The organism is Mucilaginibacter arboris (assembly GCF_009754915.1).
Classification (GTDB): domain Bacteria; phylum Bacteroidota; class Bacteroidia; order Sphingobacteriales; family Sphingobacteriaceae; genus Mucilaginibacter_A; species Mucilaginibacter_A arboris.
This window is the reverse complement of record NZ_WPIK01000004.1, coordinates 16910-37643: the sequence shown is the minus strand read 5'-3', so window position 1 is coordinate 37643 and position 20734 is coordinate 16910. Positions and strand designations below refer to the sequence as shown.

At 38.8% G+C, this 20734-nt stretch carries 20 protein-coding genes; 16 read left to right on the top strand and 4 right to left on the bottom strand.

Annotation, left to right across the window (positions count from 1 at the left end; genetic code table 11):
• Positions 1–56: 56 nt before the first annotated feature.
• Positions 57–1244 (bottom strand): aspartate aminotransferase family protein, encoded by a 1188-nt coding sequence (locus GO621_RS04845; protein ID WP_157564731.1) that lies wholly within the window; start codon positions 1242–1244, stop codon positions 57–59.
• Positions 1245–1412: 168 nt separating this feature from the next.
• Positions 1413–2603 (bottom strand): ADP-forming succinate--CoA ligase subunit beta, encoded by a 1191-nt coding sequence (gene sucC / locus GO621_RS04840; RefSeq protein WP_157564729.1) that lies wholly within the window; start codon positions 2601–2603, stop codon positions 1413–1415.
• 293 nt (positions 2604–2896) lie between these two features.
• Between sucC and GO621_RS04835 the strand changes: the two genes are divergently transcribed.
• From GO621_RS04835 to GO621_RS04795, 9 genes are all read left to right on the top strand, one after another.
• Complete coding sequence (locus tag GO621_RS04835; protein WP_157564727.1) at positions 2897–3994, top strand: acyltransferase family protein; 1098 nt, start codon at positions 2897–2899, stop codon at positions 3992–3994.
• Positions 3995–4131: 137 nt separating this feature from the next.
• The gene (locus GO621_RS04830) at positions 4132–5295 is read left to right on the top strand and encodes a hypothetical protein (RefSeq protein ID WP_157564726.1); all 1164 of its coding nucleotides are present in this window, start codon (positions 4132–4134) and stop codon (positions 5293–5295) included.
• 173 nt (positions 5296–5468) lie between these two features.
• Positions 5469–6122, top strand: coding sequence for an ABC transporter ATP-binding protein (locus tag GO621_RS04825; protein ID WP_157564724.1), 654 nt, complete (start codon positions 5469–5471; stop codon positions 6120–6122).
• Positions 6119–6901, top strand: coding sequence for an ATP-grasp domain-containing protein (locus GO621_RS04820; RefSeq protein ID WP_157564722.1), 783 nt, complete (start codon positions 6119–6121; stop codon positions 6899–6901). The genes GO621_RS04825 and GO621_RS04820 overlap by 4 nt, the downstream gene beginning before the upstream one ends.
• Positions 6898–7515, top strand: a complete 618-nt coding sequence (locus GO621_RS04815) for an HAD family hydrolase (protein ID WP_157564719.1) — start codon at positions 6898–6900, stop codon at positions 7513–7515. The genes GO621_RS04820 and GO621_RS04815 overlap by 4 nt, the downstream gene beginning before the upstream one ends.
• Before the next feature lie 75 nt (positions 7516–7590).
• Positions 7591–9117 (top strand): S41 family peptidase, encoded by a 1527-nt coding sequence (locus tag GO621_RS04810; protein WP_157564717.1) that lies wholly within the window; start codon positions 7591–7593, stop codon positions 9115–9117.
• Between the two features lie 154 nt (positions 9118–9271).
• The gene (gene rpsO / locus GO621_RS04805) at positions 9272–9550 is read left to right on the top strand and encodes a 30S ribosomal protein S15 (protein ID WP_157564715.1); all 279 of its coding nucleotides are present in this window, start codon (positions 9272–9274) and stop codon (positions 9548–9550) included.
• Positions 9551–9674: 124 nt separating this feature from the next.
• Positions 9675–11807, top strand: coding sequence for a polyribonucleotide nucleotidyltransferase (gene pnp, locus GO621_RS04800; RefSeq protein ID WP_157564714.1), 2133 nt, complete (start codon positions 9675–9677; stop codon positions 11805–11807).
• A 120-nt stretch (positions 11808–11927) separates the two neighbouring features.
• Positions 11928–12548 (top strand): hypothetical protein, encoded by a 621-nt coding sequence (locus GO621_RS04795; RefSeq protein ID WP_157564712.1) that lies wholly within the window; start codon positions 11928–11930, stop codon positions 12546–12548.
• Positions 12549–12600: 52 nt separating this feature from the next.
• Here the strand turns inward: GO621_RS04795 and mgrA are convergent, their stop codons facing one another.
• Positions 12601–13593, bottom strand: coding sequence for an L-glyceraldehyde 3-phosphate reductase (mgrA, locus tag GO621_RS04790; protein ID WP_157564710.1), 993 nt, complete (start codon positions 13591–13593; stop codon positions 12601–12603).
• 171 nt (positions 13594–13764) lie between these two features.
• Here mgrA and GO621_RS04785 point away from each other — a divergent pair, with 171 nt between their 5' ends.
• The 7 genes from GO621_RS04785 to GO621_RS04755 all read left to right on the top strand — a co-directional run bounded on the left by GO621_RS04785 (position 13765) and on the right by GO621_RS04755 (position 19630).
• The gene (locus GO621_RS04785) at positions 13765–14055 is read left to right on the top strand and encodes a DUF2089 family protein (RefSeq protein ID WP_157564708.1); all 291 of its coding nucleotides are present in this window, start codon (positions 13765–13767) and stop codon (positions 14053–14055) included.
• A complete protein-coding gene (locus GO621_RS04780) occupies positions 14052–14609 on the top strand; it encodes a hypothetical protein (protein ID WP_157564706.1) in 558 nt (185 codons plus the stop codon). The genes GO621_RS04785 and GO621_RS04780 overlap by 4 nt, the downstream gene beginning before the upstream one ends.
• A 14-nt stretch (positions 14610–14623) precedes the next feature.
• Positions 14624–15889, top strand: coding sequence for an alpha/beta fold hydrolase (locus GO621_RS04775; protein ID WP_157564704.1), 1266 nt, complete (start codon positions 14624–14626; stop codon positions 15887–15889).
• A 262-nt stretch (positions 15890–16151) separates the two neighbouring features.
• Entirely contained in the window at positions 16152–17045 is an 894-nt protein-coding gene (locus GO621_RS04770) for an alpha/beta hydrolase (RefSeq protein ID WP_198170140.1), read from the top strand.
• 196 nt (positions 17046–17241) lie between these two features.
• Entirely contained in the window at positions 17242–17697 is a 456-nt protein-coding gene (locus tag GO621_RS04765) for an SRPBCC domain-containing protein (protein ID WP_157564700.1), read from the top strand.
• Between the two features lie 12 nt (positions 17698–17709).
• Positions 17710–18402: an MBL fold metallo-hydrolase gene (locus GO621_RS04760; RefSeq protein ID WP_157564698.1), complete on the top strand. Its 693-nt coding sequence runs from the start codon at positions 17710–17712 to the stop codon at positions 18400–18402.
• Between the two features lie 109 nt (positions 18403–18511).
• Complete coding sequence (locus GO621_RS04755) at positions 18512–19630, top strand: AI-2E family transporter (RefSeq protein WP_157564696.1); 1119 nt, start codon at positions 18512–18514, stop codon at positions 19628–19630.
• 30 nt (positions 19631–19660) lie between these two features.
• On the opposite strand, the gene ribD is transcribed toward GO621_RS04755, so the two are convergent.
• Complete coding sequence (ribD, locus tag GO621_RS04750) at positions 19661–20716, bottom strand: bifunctional diaminohydroxyphosphoribosylaminopyrimidine deaminase/5-amino-6-(5-phosphoribosylamino)uracil reductase RibD (RefSeq protein WP_157564694.1); 1056 nt, start codon at positions 20714–20716, stop codon at positions 19661–19663.
• Positions 20717–20734: the final 18 nt, after the last annotated feature.

The following is a 20734-nucleotide window of genomic DNA, read 5'->3' as shown; positions in this document are numbered from 1 at the left end:
TCAACAGAGATGTTATTAGCTGAAATATGTTTATGTAAGTACATTTAATGTTATTCTTATTTGTAAAATTCAATCGCTTCCAAAATCACCGCACAAGCTTTCCGGATTTCTTCTTCCGTGATAATTAACGGCGGCGCAATACGCAAAGCGGTTTCACAATGCAGAAACCAATCTACAATTACCCCGTTTTCCACACAGCGTTTACTCACGCTTTCTACCTGGTTAAAGCTGCTTAACTGGATGGCCAGCATCAATCCTTTTCCGCGCACTTCTTTAATTTCTTTATGCTGAAGCAATTCTCTAAACAGGCTTTCTTTTTCAGCAACATCTCGCATCAAATCTTCTTTCAGGATTACTTCCAGCGAAGCTAAACCTGCTGCACAACAAACCGGATGGCCGCCAAAAGTAGTGATATGGCCTAAAATCGGGTTTTCTTTTAACGCATCCATCAAATATTTTGGTGCGATAAAAGCGCCCAAAGGCATGCCGCCGCCAAAAGCTTTTGCGGTTAACAAAATATCAGGAACGATCCCGAAATGTTCAAAAGCATACAGTTTTCCGGTCCGGCCGAAACCCGTTTGTATTTCATCCAAAATCAGTAAAGTTCCGGTTTGCGAACATTTATGCCTTAAAAGAAGCATATATTCTACCTCAGGAACACGTATTCCTGCTTCTCCCTGAATGGTTTCTACAATTACAGCTGCGGTTTCGGTTGTAATCTGTTCTAAATCCTGTTGCTGATTAAAGTTGATAAATTTAATTCCCGGAAGCAATGGACGATAAGCTTGTTTAAATCCCTCATTTCCCATCAAACTTAAAGCGCCTTGTGAACTGCCATGATAGCTGTTTTTACAGGCAATAATTTCTGACCGGCCGGTAAAACGTTTGGCTAATTTCATGGCGCCTTCCGTTGCTTCTGTGCCCGAATTGGTGAAGTAAACCGAATTGAGCTGTTCTGGAAGGAGTGAGGTTATTTTTTCTGCCAGCTTAACTTGTGGCGTTTGCACATATTCGCCGTAAACGCTCAAGTGCATGTACAGATCTACCTGGTCTTTTATCGCCTGTACAATTTCAGGATGTTTATGTCCGGTGTTGCTTACCGCAAAACCTGAAACCAAATCCATATAAGTTTTGCCTTGAACGTCGTACAAATGTAGTCCTTCGGCACGTTCAATTTCTAATAATCTTGGTGAGTTGGATGTTTGGGCAACATTCAGCAAAAAAAGCTGGCGGTGAGTAAGCATGTACAAAATTAGGGAAATTTTGCTTTTTAATTTTTACAGCAGGAACTTGCAGATTTATTGACAACAAGATTATTTGCCTGCTTAATTTTTATCCGGTAAAAGAAGCATCAATAAAAAAGGCTGTCTGTAAAAAGACAGCCTTGCTTTATAAATTTTAGGTTGAGAAACTTACGCTAAAACTTCTTTAACACGATCAGCAGCTTCTTTTAACAAGATAGCCGAAAACACTTTTAAACCAGATTCGTCGATCAGTTTTTTAGCTTCAACTGCATTTGTTCCTTGTAAACGAACAATAATCGGAACCGGAATATCGCCCATTTCTTTATAAGCATCAATTACACCTTGCGCTACACGGTCGCAACGTACAATTCCGCCAAAAATATTAATCAGGATTGCTTTAACGTTTGGATCTTTTAAAATAATACCGAAAGCCGCTTTTACCGTTTGTGCGTTTGCGGTTCCGCCAACATCTAAAAAGTTAGCAGGCTCGCCACCGGCAATTTTAATAATATCCATGGTTGCCATTGCCAAACCAGCACCGTTAACCATGCAACCAACGTTTCCGTCAAGTTTAACATAGTTCAGGTTAGATTCGCTTGCTTCCACTTCCGTCGGATCTTCTTCTGCCGTATCACGCATTGCCGCGTAATCCGGGTGACGGTACAAAGCGTTATCATCGATATTTACTTTTGCATCAACAGCCAGAATTTTATTATCAGAAGTTTTTAAAACCGGGTTGATCTCAAACTGAGAAGAATCTGTTGCTTCGTAAGCTTTGTATAAAGCGGTGATAAATTTCACCATTTCTTTAAAAGCATCTCCGGATAAACCTAAATTGAAAGCAATTTTACGTGCCTGGAAACCTTGTAAACCAACTTTCGGGTCAATTTCTTCTTTATGGATCAGTTCCGGCGTAGAATGCGCAACTTCTTCAATATCCATTCCGCCTTCGGTAGAATACATCACCACGTTACGGCCTTTTGCACGGTCCATCAAAACGCTCACGTAAAATTCTTTGGTTTCTGATGGCCCCGGATAATAAACATCCTGTGCAATAAGCACTTTATTTACTTTTTTACCTTCTGGCCCGGTTTGCGGCGTAACCAGTTGCATCCCTAAAATGGCACCGGCTTTTTCTTTAACATCGTCCAGGTTTTTGGCAACTTTAACGCCGCCGCCTTTACCGCGACCGCCGGCGTGGATTTGTGCTTTCACCACAACCCAGTCAGAACCATATTCTTCCTTTAATTTTTTGGCTGCTTCCACCGCCTGTTCAACGTTCTCGGCAAGAATGCCTTCCTGAACCCTAACACCGTAGCTTTTTAGGATGGCTTTGCCCTGATATTCGTGAATGTTCATTTTGAAAAAGATTTTGTGGTAAAGCTACAATTTCAGGTTAAAAATAAAAATGGAAAAGTGATTTGCTGCGTTGTTTTAAGTTGTTTCGGTTTTGGGATGTTGGTTTGATTGATGAGGAAAAAATAACGTACAGGTTTTAATTTTAGAATAAATAGGGAGGTGGGTACAAGTATATGGAAAACCTATACTGAATTAGAAAATTTGACGGAACTGTTATTATTCGTAATCTTGGCGCTGTACTAACCCTAAGACAATGTTGTGTCATCAACTTTTAGCCTAATAAAATAGAATTAATGAACATAGAAAAACCCCGCCCGGAGCTACTAAGAACGAAACAGCATTTTGAAATTCTGGATGGATTAAGGGGAATAGCCGCTTTGGCAGTTGTACTTTTTCATTTTATGGAAATGGCTATTACGGATTACAACCAAAATTTTATTGCACATGGATTTTTAGCGGTAGATTTTTTTTTCTGTTTATCGGGATTTGTAATTGCCTATGCTTATGATGACCGTATTGGGAAAATGGGAATGACGGAGTTTTTTAAATCAAGGCTGATACGGCTGCACCCTTTGGTTATTTTAGGCTCGGTATTAGGCCTGCTGGCTTTTCTTTTTGACCCCTTCGGCGGTCACCCGGAACTCTATTCTGCCGGAAAAATACTCCTGATATTTATTTGCTCCATTTTTCTTGTCCCTTTTCCTGTTATTACAGAACGCTCTTTTAACCTGTTCGGTTTAAATGCCCCTTCGTGGTCGTTATTTTGGGAGTATGTTGCCAATATTTTTTATGCTTTTGTCCTTTACAAAATCAGCCGCCGCTCTTTGATATTATTAACCATCATTTCTGCGGCAGCCCTTTGCTTTGTTTGTTACCGCGCAGGATCATTAATGGGCGGATGGGGCGAAGAAAACTTCTGGGACGGCAGCGCCCGTATTTCCTACTCATTTTTAGCAGGCATGCTTGTTTATCGTTCTAACTGGATCATTAAAAACAAACTCGGTTTTATCGGTTTGTCTGTATTGCTGGTGTTATCGTTTTTAATGCCTTTTTCTAAATGGAACTGGCTCACCGAACCGCTGGTTGTACTGTTTTATTTTCCATTACTTATCGCGTTAGGGGCAGGGGCTACGTTGGCACAAGGGCTTAAAAAACTCTGCATATTTTCCGGAAAAATATCCTATCCGCTGTACATGACACATTATGCCGTGATCTGGATGTTTTTAAATTATTACACCCGTAACAAACCAAACACAACCCATCTGTTTTTGATCATAACCACAGGCGTAATCCTTTTGATCGGCATAGCCTATTTAGCAATGGTAATTTTTGATATTCCTGTCCGTAAATATCTTACTTATAAAAGGAAACAAGGGCAACAATTGCCGTAAGCCATTACTTAGTACTTTATTAATTTCCTTTGTGTGGATAGTTTTGAAAAGTTTAATCAAAAACTGTTTGAAATTAAAAAGCCGGAATAAAAGTTATACTTTGTAGTATCTTACATAACCATTTATAAACTCTATTTATGAGCAAGTACTTACTATTACTTATTCTTTTTAATTTGATTGGTTTATTCACTTATGCCGATATAATCCCTAATCCAATTAATGTAAAAGGTATTGTACCTGCACAGCCTGTCAATATTCAGATGGTATCAGAGTTGGTAACTGTGGACTTATATAAAGATAGTTCATTTGTAGAATGTGTATTTAATATGCACAATTTTGACAAGGCACAAGATTTGGAAATTGGGTTCCCTATTATGAACTTTTACTTATGGAGCAGTAATCTTTCAGAAAGCCTTACGAGCCAGAAAACCAAAAACCAATTTGAAGTTTTTGTAAGAGAGAATAAAATTAACAAGGTTGACATCTTTGTTCCACAAAATTTATTATCCATGCTTTCAGGACATGATGGTCAGGAAAGGTATAAGTTGCTACAGGATTACCAAAATCAAAATAAGCCCTGGTATTTATGGAAAGTGCATTTTGATCAGAATGAATCTCTAAAAATTATTGTAAAATATCGTTTGCCATCTGGTGCTGTTAAAAGCAATCGTTTTTTTAATTACTTGTTAAGTACAGGAGCAGCTTGGAAAGGCCCGATTGAAAATGCCAAAGTTGTGGTAAACCTTAAAAATATACCTACAGATCAGTTACTGAGTACTACACCTAAAGAACATTTTAAAATAAACGGACAACAACTTATTTGGAATTTTAAAAACCTGCAACCAACGATTAAAGATGATATTTTTATTAAATACGAAGCTGTTAAAGGTCAATATAAATCTTTTATGGATAAATTGCCGGTTTGGTATATAGACGGCAAAAAATATTTATCATCTAATATTCCTTCAATCCAACCAATAGATATAGCAAGTATTGAGGCAACCAGAAAAAATCCCGCTGATAAGAATGGAGCGGTTATCGTTTATACTAAAACCTACGCGCTTGAAAATTTAAAAAATAAAATAAAAACAATTGACAGATCAACATGGAATATTCTAAGAAAAGAAACTGTTAATAGCATAATGGATAATTACCAATTTGAAATAAATAAACAACCAGTAAGCCGCAGTGATATATTTAAAAAGATGTTATTTGTAGACACCTTAAAAATAACTCGGATTCGTATTGAACGTAATCTAACCAACAAGAAGATGCTTCTTTTAAATGTTGAACAATTTTAATAATTAAACTGATTAGAGCTTTTTTAAAACAAACACTTTAAAGATATTCTCATAAATCCGTTTCTCAAATTAATTCTCTCCAAGATTTATTAACCACTGCTTGCATATTTATTTCTCTTAAAACCCAACCTTCCCACATTGTTCCCTACAAACCTTATCCCTATTTTTGCCAAATGCTGAAAGCAAGGTCAATCAAAAAATCGTACGGAACATTACCCATATTAAAAGGTGTTGACCTGGATGTAAGTGCCGGAGAAATTGTAAGTATCGTTGGCGCTTCCGGTGCCGGGAAAAGTTCTTTGCTCAATATTATCGGTACGCTGGATAAACCGGATTCTGGCCGGATTTTGTTAAATAATGCCGATACCAGCGTAATGAACCAGAAACAATTAAGCGCTTTCCGCAATAAAGAAATCGGGTTTATCTTCCAGTTCCATCATTTGTTAGCTGAATTTAATGCGATCGAAAATATTTGCATCCCGGCTTACATCGCCGGAAAAACAAAAGTGGAAGCCGAAACACGTGCCAGTGAATTGTTGGAAATGTTGAATTTAGGTCACCGGAAAACACACAAGCCCAGCCAGCTTTCGGGCGGCGAGCAGCAGCGTGTGGCCGTTGCACGCGCTTTAATTAACAGTCCGGCTTTGATTTTGGCGGATGAACCTTCCGGAAACCTGGATTCTAAAAACGCAATGGAACTGCACCAGTTGTTTTTTTCGCTGCGCGACCAGTTTAAACAAACTTTTATCATCGTAACGCATAATGAAGAGTTAGCCGAAATGAGCGATCGGAAAGTGATGATGAAAGATGGGCTGATCGAAGCATGACGAAAGCGCTAATCACATGCGGACAAAATCCAAGTGTTTATTTTTTGGAGAAATGGTTGCCGCAATACGAGTTTATTTATGGCGATGCTTCTTTTATCGCACAAATTCCTTCAATCCAACAAATTATACTTCCGCAAGTTTCGCAGGCTGATTACATCCATCAGGTATTAAATATTTGTCTGGATAATCAAATAGATGCTGTTTTTCCAATGTCTTTTTCTGAGCAGGAATTGTTAGCTGAAGCAACAGAACTGTTTTCCGAGTTTAATATTCAGCTTCATCTTCCTGATTTAATTACCCGAAAACTGTTATCAAATCCTGCAGAAGTCCTTCAAAAACTAAATTTTAGTGGCATAAAAACAGTACCGTTTCGGGTAACTTCTTCCTTCGGAGAATTTTCTAAAGCTTGTTTGCAATTAGGTTATCCAACAGAGAATATCGCCGTTGCTGCTGTTGAAAACCCGGATTTGGTTTGGCTGATAAATGATCTGTATAAAACAGCTTCTTTAGGTGGAAAACCTGTAATTTCGTTTACCAAAGCTGCCAAATTATTTGCTGCCAATGAAATGCTGTTGCTGCGTACTTTTCGTCCTTCAACCCAAAAACTAATGTATGCTTCTTTTACCGGTGAAAAATTAACATCAGTTTGGAACCTGGGCGCAATCATCTCCAAAGAAACCATTAAACAAATTGGAACAGCATTGCAATTGAACGGTTTATTTGAAATTTGTTTTCAGGAACATCAGCTTTTTAATCTTAAACCGTTTGCTGTTGTATGATTTTTAGATATACCGATCTTGATCCGCGAAAAAAAGCTTTCGTTTTTGAACTGGACAATGTTTTGTACCCGGCGCAGGATTATTTTTTTCAGGTATATTATCTCTTTGCTGCTTTTGTTGGCCATACCGAGCAGTGGGACAGCAAAGCAATGATTACCACGATGGTGGATGCCTATCACGAGCAGGGCGAAGAGGCCGTGTTTGAAACCGTGCAGAAAAAGTATTCGCTCGAAACCAGGTACCAGGAAAACTTCAAGCGCTTGTTAAATACTGCCCACGTTCCGCTTAAATTACTGCTTTACCAGCAAATGCTGGATTTGCTGCAGCAAATTGTGGTTGACCGTAAACAGATTTTTATCCTTACAAATGGCAATCCGCAGCAGCAACTCAACAAGATCAAGCATATTGAATGGAACGGTTTGGAAAATTACCTGGTTTGTTATTTTGCAGATGAAATAAAGCCAAAGCCAGAACCAGATGCACTTCATCATATTTTATCTGTGCACAATTTGCAGCGCCGTGATTTGATGATGATTGGCAACCATACCAACGATGAGCTTTGTGCGCAGGCAGCAGGAGTAGATTACGCCAATTTGTATGATTTTATTCGGTAGCAGGAAAATTTATTCCGGAAGTATCCGTTTAACATTCGTCTGATTTTTACGTATATCAGCTTTTGTGAAATAGAAATGAAGAAATACGGTACTTACTTAACTATCAGCTTATTATTTGTTGTTTTTTTTACTGCATGTAAAAAAGATAACCCCACAACAACTTCTGCCGGAACAACAACCGGTACAGCATTAGACCATATAAAAGATTCTGTTTACCTGTTTACCCAGGAAGATTATTTATGGTATGATGCTTTGCCGACTTATGATGTTTTTAAACCGCGTGGTTTTACCGGAACAACTGATGTATTGGCGCTGCAAAGCGAAGTTGATGCGCTTTCTCAATATAAAATCAATCCGGCAACTTCCAATCCTCCCAGACCTTATGAATACGATCCTAATTATCCCGGTGAAGCTAAATATTCTTTTATTGATGGAGGCGAGGTTGCAACTTCTTTAGGCGGAACGAATAAAGATTTTGGGTTTAGTCCGGCTTATAATACCAGTTCAGATCTTCGGGTTGAATATGTTTATCCCGGTTCTCCGGCAGATCAGGCAGGTTTGGTTAGAGGTTACCAGATCATCAAAATCAACAAAAACTCGTCTTTAAGTTATGATGGTACAAACGGCACGAATTACAATTTTGTGATCAACGCTTACTATAATTCTTCCACCATCAGCCTGACTTTGCAAAAGCCCGATAATACAACTTTTGATGTTACGCTAAACGCAGCTAATTATACTGTAAACCCCGTACTAAAAAGCAAAGTAATAGATTTAGGCAACGGTAACAAAATGGGTTATGTTGTATTTAACAGCTTTACAGACCCAACCAACGCAAAGGCTTACTTAGATGCAGCTTTTACCAGTTTTACTGCGGCTGGTATTACCGATCTGGTGGTTGATTTGCGTTACAACGGCGGCGGTTCTGTATCAACAGCAGAATATCTTTCTGATTTAATAGTGCCATATGCAAAAACCAACACTTTAATGTACACTTCTTATTTTAACGATAAGCTACAGAATGACAACTATCCGTTATTAGCCGAAAAATACCAGATTAATAAAGGCGATTTTAAACCTTCGAACAATCAGGTTAATTTTACCAAAGCAGGCAGTTTAAACATTAACCGTGTGTTTTTTATTGTTACGGGCTCTACCGCTTCTGCAAGCGAGCTCACCATTAATAATTTAATTCCGGAACTGAATGTACAACTAATCGGCACAACTACTTATGGCAAACCGGTCGGTTTTTTTGCGATCCCGATTGGCAGTTACCAGTTATATACGCCAGAGTTTGAAACTAAAAATTCTGCAAGTCAGGGCGGTTATTATGCGGGAATGACACCAGGTTCAGCAACTTATCCAGGTGTGCAGGCTTCTGATGATGTTACCCATGATTTTGGCGATACAAACGAAGCATTGCTGGCCCGTGCTATCAGTTATGCTACAAAAGGAACTTATACTATTTCATCTGCCCTGACCACTTTAAGTACAGGCAAAAGTGGCAGCCAGTTATCCGAAGACCAGATCAACCGCATTTCGCATGATTTATCTAAACGTGATGTGAATGTTATGATCAGCAAAAAATTAAAAAATAAGTAACTTTTAGGGTGATAAAAGCAGCATTGGTTTTTATCACAACGCAAACTTTTACCCGGTAAAAGAAGCATGGCGCCTACTTGCATCATAACCTTTTTTGCTTTACCTTCGCGCTACAATTCACACAAATTATTAACGCTTTAATATTATTCAGGTAATGTATTTAAGTAAAGAAGCAAAAGCAGAGATTTTTGCAAAACACGGACAAAGTGCAACCGATACAGGTTCTGCCGAAGGCCAGGTTGCGTTGTTTACAACCCGTATCGCTCATTTAACCGGGCATTTAAAAACAAACAAAAAAGATTTTTCTACCCAGTTAGCTTTACAGAAACTGGTTGGTAAACGCCGTGCCTTGTTAGGCTATTTGTTTAAAAAGGACATTAACCGTTACCGTGCTATTATTAAAGCATTGGAACTAAGGGATATTATAAAATAACCCGGAGTAATTTCCTCCAAAAAGCCATCTCATTTGGAGGTGGCTTTTTTACTTTTACAAAATAAAATTTATATAAAAAGCAGGTGCGCTCAAAAGATGAAAAGCGTACCGATACAACAACAAAATGAATGTAATTAAAAAAACAATTGATCTGGGCGATGGCCGCATCGTTGAGATCGAAACCGGAAAACTGGCCAAACAGGCCGATGGCTCGGTCGTAGTGAAAATGGGAGACACGATGTTGCTTGCAACCGTAGTATCTTCCAAAGAAGCCAAAGAAGGCGTGGATTTCCTGCCGCTTTCGGTTGATTATCAGGAAAAATATGCAGCAACCGGACGGATTCCAGGCGGATTTTTACGCCGCGAAGCACGTTTATCAGATTATGAAGTGTTGATTTCCCGTTTGGTGGACCGTGCACTTCGTCCGTTATTTCCTTCGGATTATCATGCTGATACACAAGTGATGATCTCGTTAATTTCTGCGGATAAAAACGTAATGCCAGATTGCCTGGCCGGTTTGGCTGCTTCTGCTGCCATTGCCGTTTCGGATATTCCTTTTAACGGGCCGATTTCCGAAGTCCGCGTAGCAAAAATTGATGGAACTTTAGTAATCAACCCAACTTTAAGCGATCTGCAAAAAGCAACTTTAGAATTTATGGTTGCCGGTTCTGCTACCGATATTGTGATGGTGGAAGGTGAAGCAAACGAAATTGCCGAAGCCGAAATGGTAGAAGCGATCAGCTTTGCACATGAAGCCATTAAAAAACAAGTTGCTGTACAGGTTGAGCTGGGCGAAGAAGTTGGTAAAACGGATAAACGGATTTACAACCACGAACATTCTAATTTAGAATTAAGAGAAGTGGTTTTTGCTGCTACTTACGATAAAGCTTATGCCGTTGCCGCTGCTGCATCAGGAAAAGATGACCGCAGTGAAGATTTTAAACAAATCCGTGATGAGTTTATTGCTTCTATGGGCGAAAACCCTGATCCGGTACAAGTTGCTTTGGCTAAAAAATATTTCCATGACGTACAGTATGATGCTGTTCGTAATCTGGTTTTAAATGAAGGCAAACGTTTGGATGGACGCAGCACCACTCAAATCCGCCCGATCTGGAGCGAAGTAAGTTATTTGCCTGCTGCTCACGGTTCGGCTGTTTTTACCCGTGGAGAAACGCAGTCCTTAACTTCCGTTACGCTTGGTTCTAAAACCGATGAGCAAATGATTGATGGCGCGTTCATCAATGGTTACAGCAAATTCTTATTGCATTATAATTTCCCTGGTTTTTCAACCGGCGAAGTTCGTCCGAACCGTGGCGCTGGCCGCCGAGAAATTGGTCACGGTAATTTGGCTATGCGTTCTTTGAGAAAAGTATTGCCTGGCCTGGAGCAAAATCCTTACACCATCCGTGTGGTTTCTGATATTCTGGAATCAAACGGTTCGTCTTCCATGGCAACGGTTTGTGCCGGAACTTTGGCTTTGATGGATGCCGGTATTAAATTAACTGCGCCGGTTTCCGGGATTGCAATGGGTTTAATAACCGATGAAGCAACCGGAAAATACGCTATTCTTTCTGATATTCTGGGTGATGAAGACCATTTAGGCGATATGGATTTTAAAGTTACTGGTACCGAAAAAGGTATCGTTGCCTGCCAGATGGATTTAAAGATCAATGGTTTATCTAACGAAGTATTGATTAAAGCATTGGATCAGGCGAAAGAAGGCCGTTTACACATCTTGAACGAGATGAAGAAAACGCTTGCCCAGCCGCGTGAAGATTACAAACCACACGCACCACGCATTGTAAGCATGACCATTGATAAAGAATTTATCGGTGCGATTATCGGTCCCGGCGGTAAAATTATTCAGGAAATGCAGCGTGAAACCGGTGCAACTATTGCCATTGAAGAAGTGGACAATCAAGGGATCATCGAGATTTTTGCAGATAACAAAGCTGCCATTGATGCCGCTGTTTCCCGAATCCGTGCCATCGTTGCCAAGCCCGAAGTTGGCGAAACTTACGAAGGTAAAGTAAAAACGATCATGCCTTTTGGTGCTTTCGTTGAGATTATGCCGGGCAAAGATGGTTTGCTGCACATTTCAGAAATTGACTGGAAACGTTACGAAACGATGGATGGAATTTTTGAAGTAGGCGAAATTGTAAAGGTTAAATTGCTGGAAGTTGATAAACAAGGCAAATTGAAATTATCACGCAAGGCTTTATTGCCGCGCCCGCCAAAACCGGAAGCTGTACAGTAAAAGGTTTTGATATTTGATTAGGAAAAGCTCTTCGGTAACGAAGAGCTTTTTTTGTGGAAATAGTTTTTGTTTTTTAATAATAAGTTAAAGTTCTATCTTACAAAATATTAATTATACTTTATGAAAATACTGTTTACTTTTCTTCTATTAACTATCAGCATTTCATCTTTTGCACAAGATTCAATATCTTACAAATCTTATCGTTCAGTTTGGAGCATCATTCCACATTTCGGAGTTGGTGATAAGCAAACCAGAAGTAGTTTTACAACTTACGGTGGCATCGGTTTGCGGCGGGAATTTTCATTGTTTAAGTTGTTATCCTTAAATGCAATTGTAAGTTATAGTTCTGCGTACGGAAAATATGGCCAGCCTAACCTAAATACTTTATCAGCAGGTGGTGGTCTAACAGTATATCCAATTTATTTCTATGATTTAATTTTTGGTAAAACTTTTTTAAAAATGCGAGGTGATGAAAAATCTAAAGCAGATGTTTATTTTGATATTAGCGTAGAATATAATTTGAACAATACTAAATATGGTTCATCTAGTTCGGTGCCAAATCTAAGAGCCGAGTATAATTTCGGTAGGGGAAACTTAAATAAGATACTTTTTTTATCACCTAAATTTGGATTTCAGTTTCTTTCTTTAGAGCAACCAATAGGGTCAAATAATCATAAACATTATAGCTTTTATTACATTGGTGCAGCTATCGGTTTAAATCCAAAACTTAAAAATAGGTGATAAAAGAAGCATAAAGAAATTAGTCAATGCTTCTTTTACCACCTAAAAATCATCAACCTAAAATCCCGTTAATCAACTTCAATTCTTCCTCACTAAAAGAAGTATTATTCAAACATTGCAACGAATCTTTTAACTGTTCAGGTTTGCTGGCGCCAATCAAAACAGAAGTTACGCGCGGGTCTTTTAAAATCCAGGAAAGGGCCATGTGCGCCAGTTTTTGTCCGCGTTGTTGTGCAATATCGTTTAATTGTTTAATCTGGTTTAGCTTTTCTTCCGTCAGGTTATTTTCTGTTAAAAAGCCAACACCTTTTGCAATTCGCGAATCTTCGGGGATACCATGCAAATATTTGTCGGTAAGCAAACCTTGCGCCAATGGCGAAAACGGGATACAGCCTACGCCTTCCCGTTCTAATAAATCCAGCAAACCTTCCTTTTCAACCCAACGTTCAAACATGGAGTATTTAGGCTGATGGATGAGGCATGGCGTTCCTAATTCCCTCAGTAATTTAAAAGCTTTTGCAGCTTCCTCCGGGTGGTAATTGGAAATACCCACATACAATGCTTTTCCCTGGCGCACAATCAAATCCAAGGCAGCCATCGTTTCTTCCAAAGGTGTTTCCGGATCGGGGCGGTGATGGTAAAAAATATCCACGTAATCCAGCTTCATCCTTTTCAAACTCTGGTCTAAACTGGAAACTAAATATTTTTTAGAACCCCACTCGCCGTATGGGCCTTCCCACATATAATACCCGGCTTTGGTGGATATGATCAGTTCATCGCGGTAATTTTTGAAATCTTCGTGCAAAATGCGGCCGAAGTTTTCTTCAGCAGAACCAGCCGGAGGGCCGTAATTGTTAGCGAGGTCAAAATGTGTTACGCCATGGTCAAAAGCGGTTTTTAAAGTATTGCGGAAGTTCTCCAGCACATCCACATCGCCGAAGTTGTGCCATAAACCCAGCGAAACTGCTGGTAATTTGATGCCGCTTTTTCCGCAGCGGCGGTATTCCATATTCTGGTAGCGGGTTGAGTTAGCTGTATAAGACATATTTGTTGTATGATTTTATCTGATAAAAGTAGCATAAACAAAAGAAGCAACAAATAAATCTGAAAATTTATATGTACGGCTAATTAGAATAAAATTTATTTAAATATAAATAATATTAATTTTTTTATTAACATTATTTATATTTCTATTATTTTTATTTAAGTTTGTTTTATGGAAAAGAAACTTCCGCATATTTGTCCGAGTTGCTCTTCAGAATTAAATGTTCAGAGTTTGGTTTGCAGCAATTGCGCAACTCTTGTTTCCGGCGAATTTGGATTACCATTGCTTGCCAGGTTTACACCAGAAGAACAAGCTTTTATAATTGATTTTGTAAAAAGCAGCGGCAGCCTTAAAGTAATGGCGCAAAAACTTAATTTGAGCTATCCCTCGGTTCGTAATTTACTGGACGACCTCATTGTCAAAATCGAAAACAACGAAAAACCATCTAATCCATCCAAATGAAAAAGTGGCTGTTTAATCCTTTTATTTATGTTGCCGGCTGGCAGGCTTTAGGTTTGGGTTTATTGCTGATGGCCATTACTTGTGTTATTGCTTTTTTCAGTCAAACACATTTTGATGGTGGAATTGATGTGCATTTTGGCGCCGGTTTTCCTTTATTGGTTTGTGCTTTGGAACAATTAAATGCCTGGCTTAGTACGGTAATCGTTTTTTCTGCTGCAGGTTTCATTCTCTCCAAATCAGCTATCAGGATAATCGATATAGCCGGAACAATGGCTTTGGCACGTGTACCGATGATTCTTGCGGCTGTTATAGGTTTTGTTCCTGCATTGCATCAGGTAGATTTAAACCATATTAGTGCAAACTTTTTGATTTGGAGCTTAATTGCATTGCTTTTCTCTATTTGGATGATCGCTTTGATGTACAATGCGTTTACGGTATCCTGCAATGTAAAAGGCAACAAAGCCGTAGTAGGATTTATTGTTTCCATCATCCTGGCAGAAATCCTTTCCAAAATAATGATAGTGCAAGTTTATCATCACTTTTTACCTAAATAATCAACCTAAACCTCATGAGAAAATTAACACTACTGTTTTTATCCATGTTTTTTTCTTGTCTGCTTTTTGCACAAGTTGAACCTGCAGAATATAAAATCAAAGCAGAGAAGTTTAAAGAGTTTTATGAAAAAGATCAGCCGGACAGCTTATATCAACTATTTGGTAAAACCATAAAAGCTTCTATGCCTCCTGATAAAGCAGGCATTTTATTAGCCCAGCTTAAAGGACAGTTTGGAAAACTGAACAGTTTGCAGTTTGATAGTTTTAAATCGCCTGTTGCTTCTTATAACGCTGCTTTTGAGAAGGGGAACTTTACAATGAACCTTTCTTTAGATAACGAAAAAAAATTAAACGTTTTCTTTTTTAAGCCACAAACTTCAACCACAAAGCCCGTAGCTGCGGGTTTAAAAGAACTTCCTTTTAATGTAAATACAACTGATGCTTCGCTTTCCGGTTCTTTGGTTGTTCCTGAGAAAACAAATGGAAAAATTCCTGTTGTTTTGATTATTGCTGGTTCCGGGCCAACAGATCGAAATGGGAACAGTAGCTTAGGCGTTAGTGCAAACCCTTACTATTTATTGGCGAATGATTTGGGAAAGGCCGGCATTGCTTCTTTAAGGTATGATAAAAGGGCAATCGGAAAAAGTACCACAACAAAAAGTTTAACGGCTATTCGTTTTGATGATTTTGTAAACGATGCAGTTGCTTTGATAAAACAATTAAAAGCTGACCCGAGGTTTTCTAAAGTAATTGTTTTAGGCCATAGCGAAGGTTCTTTAATTGGAATGATTGCTGCTGAAAGAGAAAAAGTTGATGGCTATATTTCGTTGGCCGGTGCTGGCGACAAAGCAAGTAAAGTGATTACAGAGCAATATAAAGTACGTACGCCAGAAGTTTTTTCGGCTTCTAAAGCAAAGCTGGATAGTTTGGATAAAGGTTTAAAAGTTTCAGACAATCACGATCCAATGTTTGCATCAACTATGCAACCTTATGTCATTTCCTGGTTTAAATACAATCCGCAAACAGAAATTAAAAAATTAAATATGCCGGTTTTAATTGTGCAGGGAACTACAGATGTTCAGATTAGCGTTAGCGATGCACAAAACCTGAAAAAAGCAAAACCAGATGCAAAATTAGTTTTGATAGATGGAATGAACCATGTTTTAAAAGATGCACCAGCAGACCTAAAGCAAAATATAGCAACTTACAATAATCCAAATTTGCCACTCGATACAAAACTTGTTGATGCGGTAGCACAATTTGTAACCCAGTTGAAATAACTTCAAAATAGAGAATGATATTAACCGGCGTTGTCATCCCGACCACAGGAGGGACCTTCATCGAAGTGAAAGACAAACCTTTGTTTTTTGATGAAGATACCTCCCTGCGGCCGATATGACAAAATCTAAAAAAGATTGATAAAAGAAGCATTGCTTTGTAAATTAGAAATTACAGATAGCTATTGCACTTTCAGCAGGATTTGTGTTGATTTAAACAACCAATTTTATGCTGATGAAAATCTTTTTTTATACCTGTTTTTTAATGTCTTTATTTTCGTTCTCAATGCTAACCGTAAAGGCGCAAACGGTTATCCCCTTATATCCGGGCGCTGTTCCAAATTCCATTCCCGGCCCTGACCAGGAAGTTAAATCCGGCACACCTGATAATATTCATTACAGTAAAGTAACTAAGCCAACCTTAGAGATCTATCTTCCCGCCAAAGAAAAAGCAACCGGTGCGGCCATTGTAATTTGTCCGGGCGGAGGTTACGTCAACCTTTCCTACACGCACGAAGGCATTGAAGTAGCCAGAGCTTTTAATGAACTTGGCGTTGCAGCTTTTGTGCTGAAATACCGTTTGCCAAGCGATGCAACCATGAAAGATAAAAGTATCGGGCCATTGCAGGATGCACAAATGGCCATTAAAACCGTGCGCGGAGGGGCTTCAAAATGGCAGCTCGATCCGCATAAAGTTGGCATCATCGGTTTTTCTGCCGGCGGAAACCTGGCTGCTTTAACCGGTTCGCATTATAACGACCCTAAGATCAGCAATACCAATAACACCAGTTTAAGGCCGGATTTTATGGTTTTGATGTACGGCGTAATCAGTATGACGGACAGTTTAACGCATAAAGGTTCGCACGATAATTTGATTGGATTATCACCAAGTGCAGAACAAATCCGTTATTTCTCCAACGAACAAAACGTAACGAAAGATACGCCGCCAACGATGCTGGTCCATGCAGAAGACGACAGAACGGTTAACGTAAAAAACAGCTTGTATTTTTACCAGGCTTTGCTTAGAAACCAAGTTCCGGCGGATATGATAATTTATCCGAAAGGCGGACATGGTTTTGGTTTGAATAATAAAACCACGCCCGACAAATGGATGGACCATTGCAAAAACTGGATGATCAGCAACGGCTGGATTAAATAAGCGGATTGTTCTAAATATTAGGGTTTGTTATGCAGAACTTGTTTCGGCACCTTACAAGCAAGGCCATTAATATTTATCCTGAGAGATCCTGAAACAAGTCCAGGATGACAAATGAGTTGATTCTTTCAAGCAATCGTAATTAAATAAGCAATGCTTCTTTTATCACCTAAAAACTAAATTTTAAACAGAAATAAACATGGATAAGCCATTAATTGTAAAAAGTACAATCTTGATTAATGCATCGGCGGCAAAAGTTTGGGATGCGCTCACAAATCCTGCTAAAACCAAAATTTATATGTTTGGCTGCGAAACTGTTTCTGATTGGGAAGCTGGAAGTGAATTACTTTGGAAAGGTAATTACGAGGGTAAAGAAACGGTTTTTGTAAAAGGAAAGATCATCAGTATAGAACCTCAAAAACTGCTTAAATACACCGTTATTGATCCTTTTGCTTCTTATCCGGACATTCCTGAAAATTATTTAAACGTAACTTACGAATTGGCAGGACAAGGCGAAAATACAATTCTAACTGTTACGCAGGATGGGTTTGAAACCGCAGCAGAAGGAGAAAAAAGATACAAAGACACCTATAATAACGGGGAAGGCTGGAACCCGATTTTAGCCGAAATTAAAAAGCTGGCAGAGCAAGGCTAAATACCAAAACAGATGGAAGTTATCGAGGTAACAAAATATGTTTTCCAGTTAACACTTCCTATTGTTAATGTTTTTTTGGTTGATCATCCTGCCGGTTTAATTTTGATTGATACCGGCCCAAAAGGTAGCAAAGATTTAATTTTTGAAGGGATCAGGCAGACCGGAAAGCAGCCGGAAGATTTGAAATATATCATTCTTACTCATGCACATCATGACCATTCCGGAAGTTTGGCTGCGATTTTAGGATCGGTTAATGTTCCGGTTTATGCTTCTGCACTTTGTGCGGAAATGATTAAAAAAGGAATTGCTTTTGAACCGGGATCAAAAGTGTTATCTTTTTTACTGAAGCTAATTACTTTGTTTGGCTTAATCAGATTACAGTTTTTATATATCGAACCAATAAAATCTTCTGTAAGAACAGTTCAGGAAGGCGACCAGGTCCCGGCTGTAAACGGATTACAAATAATTAATGCACCAGGACATACTTCAGAACAGATCGCACTTTTTTACCCGGTAAAAGAAGCATTGCTTTTTGCCGCAGACAGCGCCGAAAATTTAAAAAGCTTAAAACCTGCTTATGCTTATCAATCTGCAAAAATCAATCTGCAAACTTTGAAAAAATTAGCTGCTTTCCCTTTTGATATTGCTGTTTTTGGACATGGAAACCGGGTAAGTAAAGAAAATTTTAAAAAAATGTCCGGCTAATTCTTTAAAAAGGTTTTTAAGTCCGAAGAAAACAATTGCCGCTTTTGTAAACATTAAGCTATTTATACAGTTAAAGATTGAAAAATAAAATCTATTTTAACTATAATCAATGGCTTTAAAATCTGTACCTCCTTTTTATACAAAACTTGCCATGGTTTTGGTAAGTATCCTGGCATTGGGCTACCTGGCAATTCATGGTAAAGAACTGCTTGCACCTTTAATATTTGCCATGTTGTTTTCAATTTTACTGTTGCCGCTGGCAAAGTTCTTCGAAAACAAGGTCCGGTTGCCCAGGGGCGCTGCCTGTGGGCTGTCGGTAATCCTGTTAATTGCAGCAGTTGGCGGAATTATTTATCTGGTAGGCTCCCAAATTAGCAATCTGGCAAGTGACTGGCCGCAACTGAGAGACCAGGTTACAACTTCTTTTGGCAACTTGCAGGACTGGATTGCAGAGCATTATGATATCAATGCTAAAAAGCAAATGAATTATGTGCATTCTGCTACGTCCAAAATTTTGGATAGTAGCACAGTAGCAATTAGTACAACCGTGCTTTCCCTGTCGTCTATCCTGTTGTTCCTGATCTTTATGATGATCGATACCTTTTTCCTGCTGTTATACCGCAGGTTATTAATGCGTTTTCTGGTTGCTGTTTTTAAGAAGGATAATTCTACCGTTGTTTATGACGTGGTAGAACGCATCCAATTTATTATCCGAAAATATATAATCGGTTTAATTTTAGAAATGACCATCGTGGCCACAGTGGTTTGTACGGTTTTCCTGATCGGCGGCATTAAATACGCGTTTTTATTAGGCCTGATTACCGGTTTGTTTAACATTATCCCTTACATCGGTATTTTTACGGCGCTTTTATTAAGCGTTCTCATCACTTTTAGTACAGCCGCTGTTGGTAAAGTGCTTCTGGTATTGATAACCATTGTAGCCATGCACCTGATAGACAGCAATATTTTGCTGCCGGTGATAGTAGGTTCCAAAGTAAAAATAAATGCGTTAATTACTATTTTAGGTGTAATCATCGGCGAAATGCTGTGGGGGATCCCGGGCATGTTTTTATCCATTCCGGTAATTGCCATGACTAAAATAATTTTTGACCGGATAGAATCACTGAAACCCTGGGGAGTTTTACTGGGTGATGAAGAAGAACCATCCAAGCATTCTATTTTGCACAGAAAAGGTGATGCGCCGGAAGCGGAAGTTGCAGGCAAGTAGCATAGAAAATCTTAAAATCCTAGTTAATCGTCAGGATTTTTTGTTGGATATAACTACTAATTCATCTTCGCCAACAGTAATACTGCTTTTCAATTCTCCGGTAATTTCCGGAGATTTTATACCTTTTCCCCAACGTGCTTTACTGGTAAAAATTCGTGCTTCATCCCATAAACCTGCTTCAATAAACAGTTTTAAAGTTTTAGCGCCGCCTTCTATAATTACTGATTGTATGTCCTGCAAATACAACTGAAACAGGACGTATTGCGGCAGGAACAGATCAAAATCTTCCAGGCTGATGCATTTGATCTTTCCTTCCAATGCTGTTTTTACCTCATTAAAAACTAAGGTTTCTACAGATTGATCGAATAGATGAAGCTGATGGCTAAGTTCTAATCTTCGGTCTAAAACAATTCTTTTCGGTTGTTTTGCTTCTGGCTGATAACGGTTATTTAACTGCGGGTTATCTGCCGCTGCTGTATTTTTTCCAACCAAAATTGCATCTTCTTCACTTCTCCAATGATGGACTAATTTTTTAGAAATCGCATCAGAAATCCATTGCTTGCTGCCATTTTCCGGCGCAAAAAACATATCCTGCGTTTGCGCCCATTTTAAAATTACATACGGTCGTTGTTTTTGTATCCTTGTAAAAAAACGTTTGTTTAACTCTAAACATTCTGCTTCAAGCACGCTCTCAATTACCTCGATCCCCGCACTTTTAAGTTTTTCAATCCCTTTTCCATCAACCTGAACAAAAGGATCGCGACAACCTACCACCACTTTCGGTATTTGATGGCGGATGATCAGATCAGAACAAGGCGGCGTTTTACCAAAATGTGCACAAGGTTCCAGCGAAACATAAATGGTTGCTTCTTTCAATAATTCTTCAGCATTAAGCTGACGGAGAAAAACAGAATTCACCGCATTTACTTCAGCATGAGGCTGTCCGTATTTTTGATGATAACCTTCGCCAATAATCTTGTTTTGATGAACAATCACTGCGCCAACCATCGGGTTCGGACTAACAAAACCGATGCCTAAAGCAGCCAGTTCCAAACAACGGTGCAGGTATTTTTCGTGATCTTTCATGCTGTAAAAGTAGCTTTT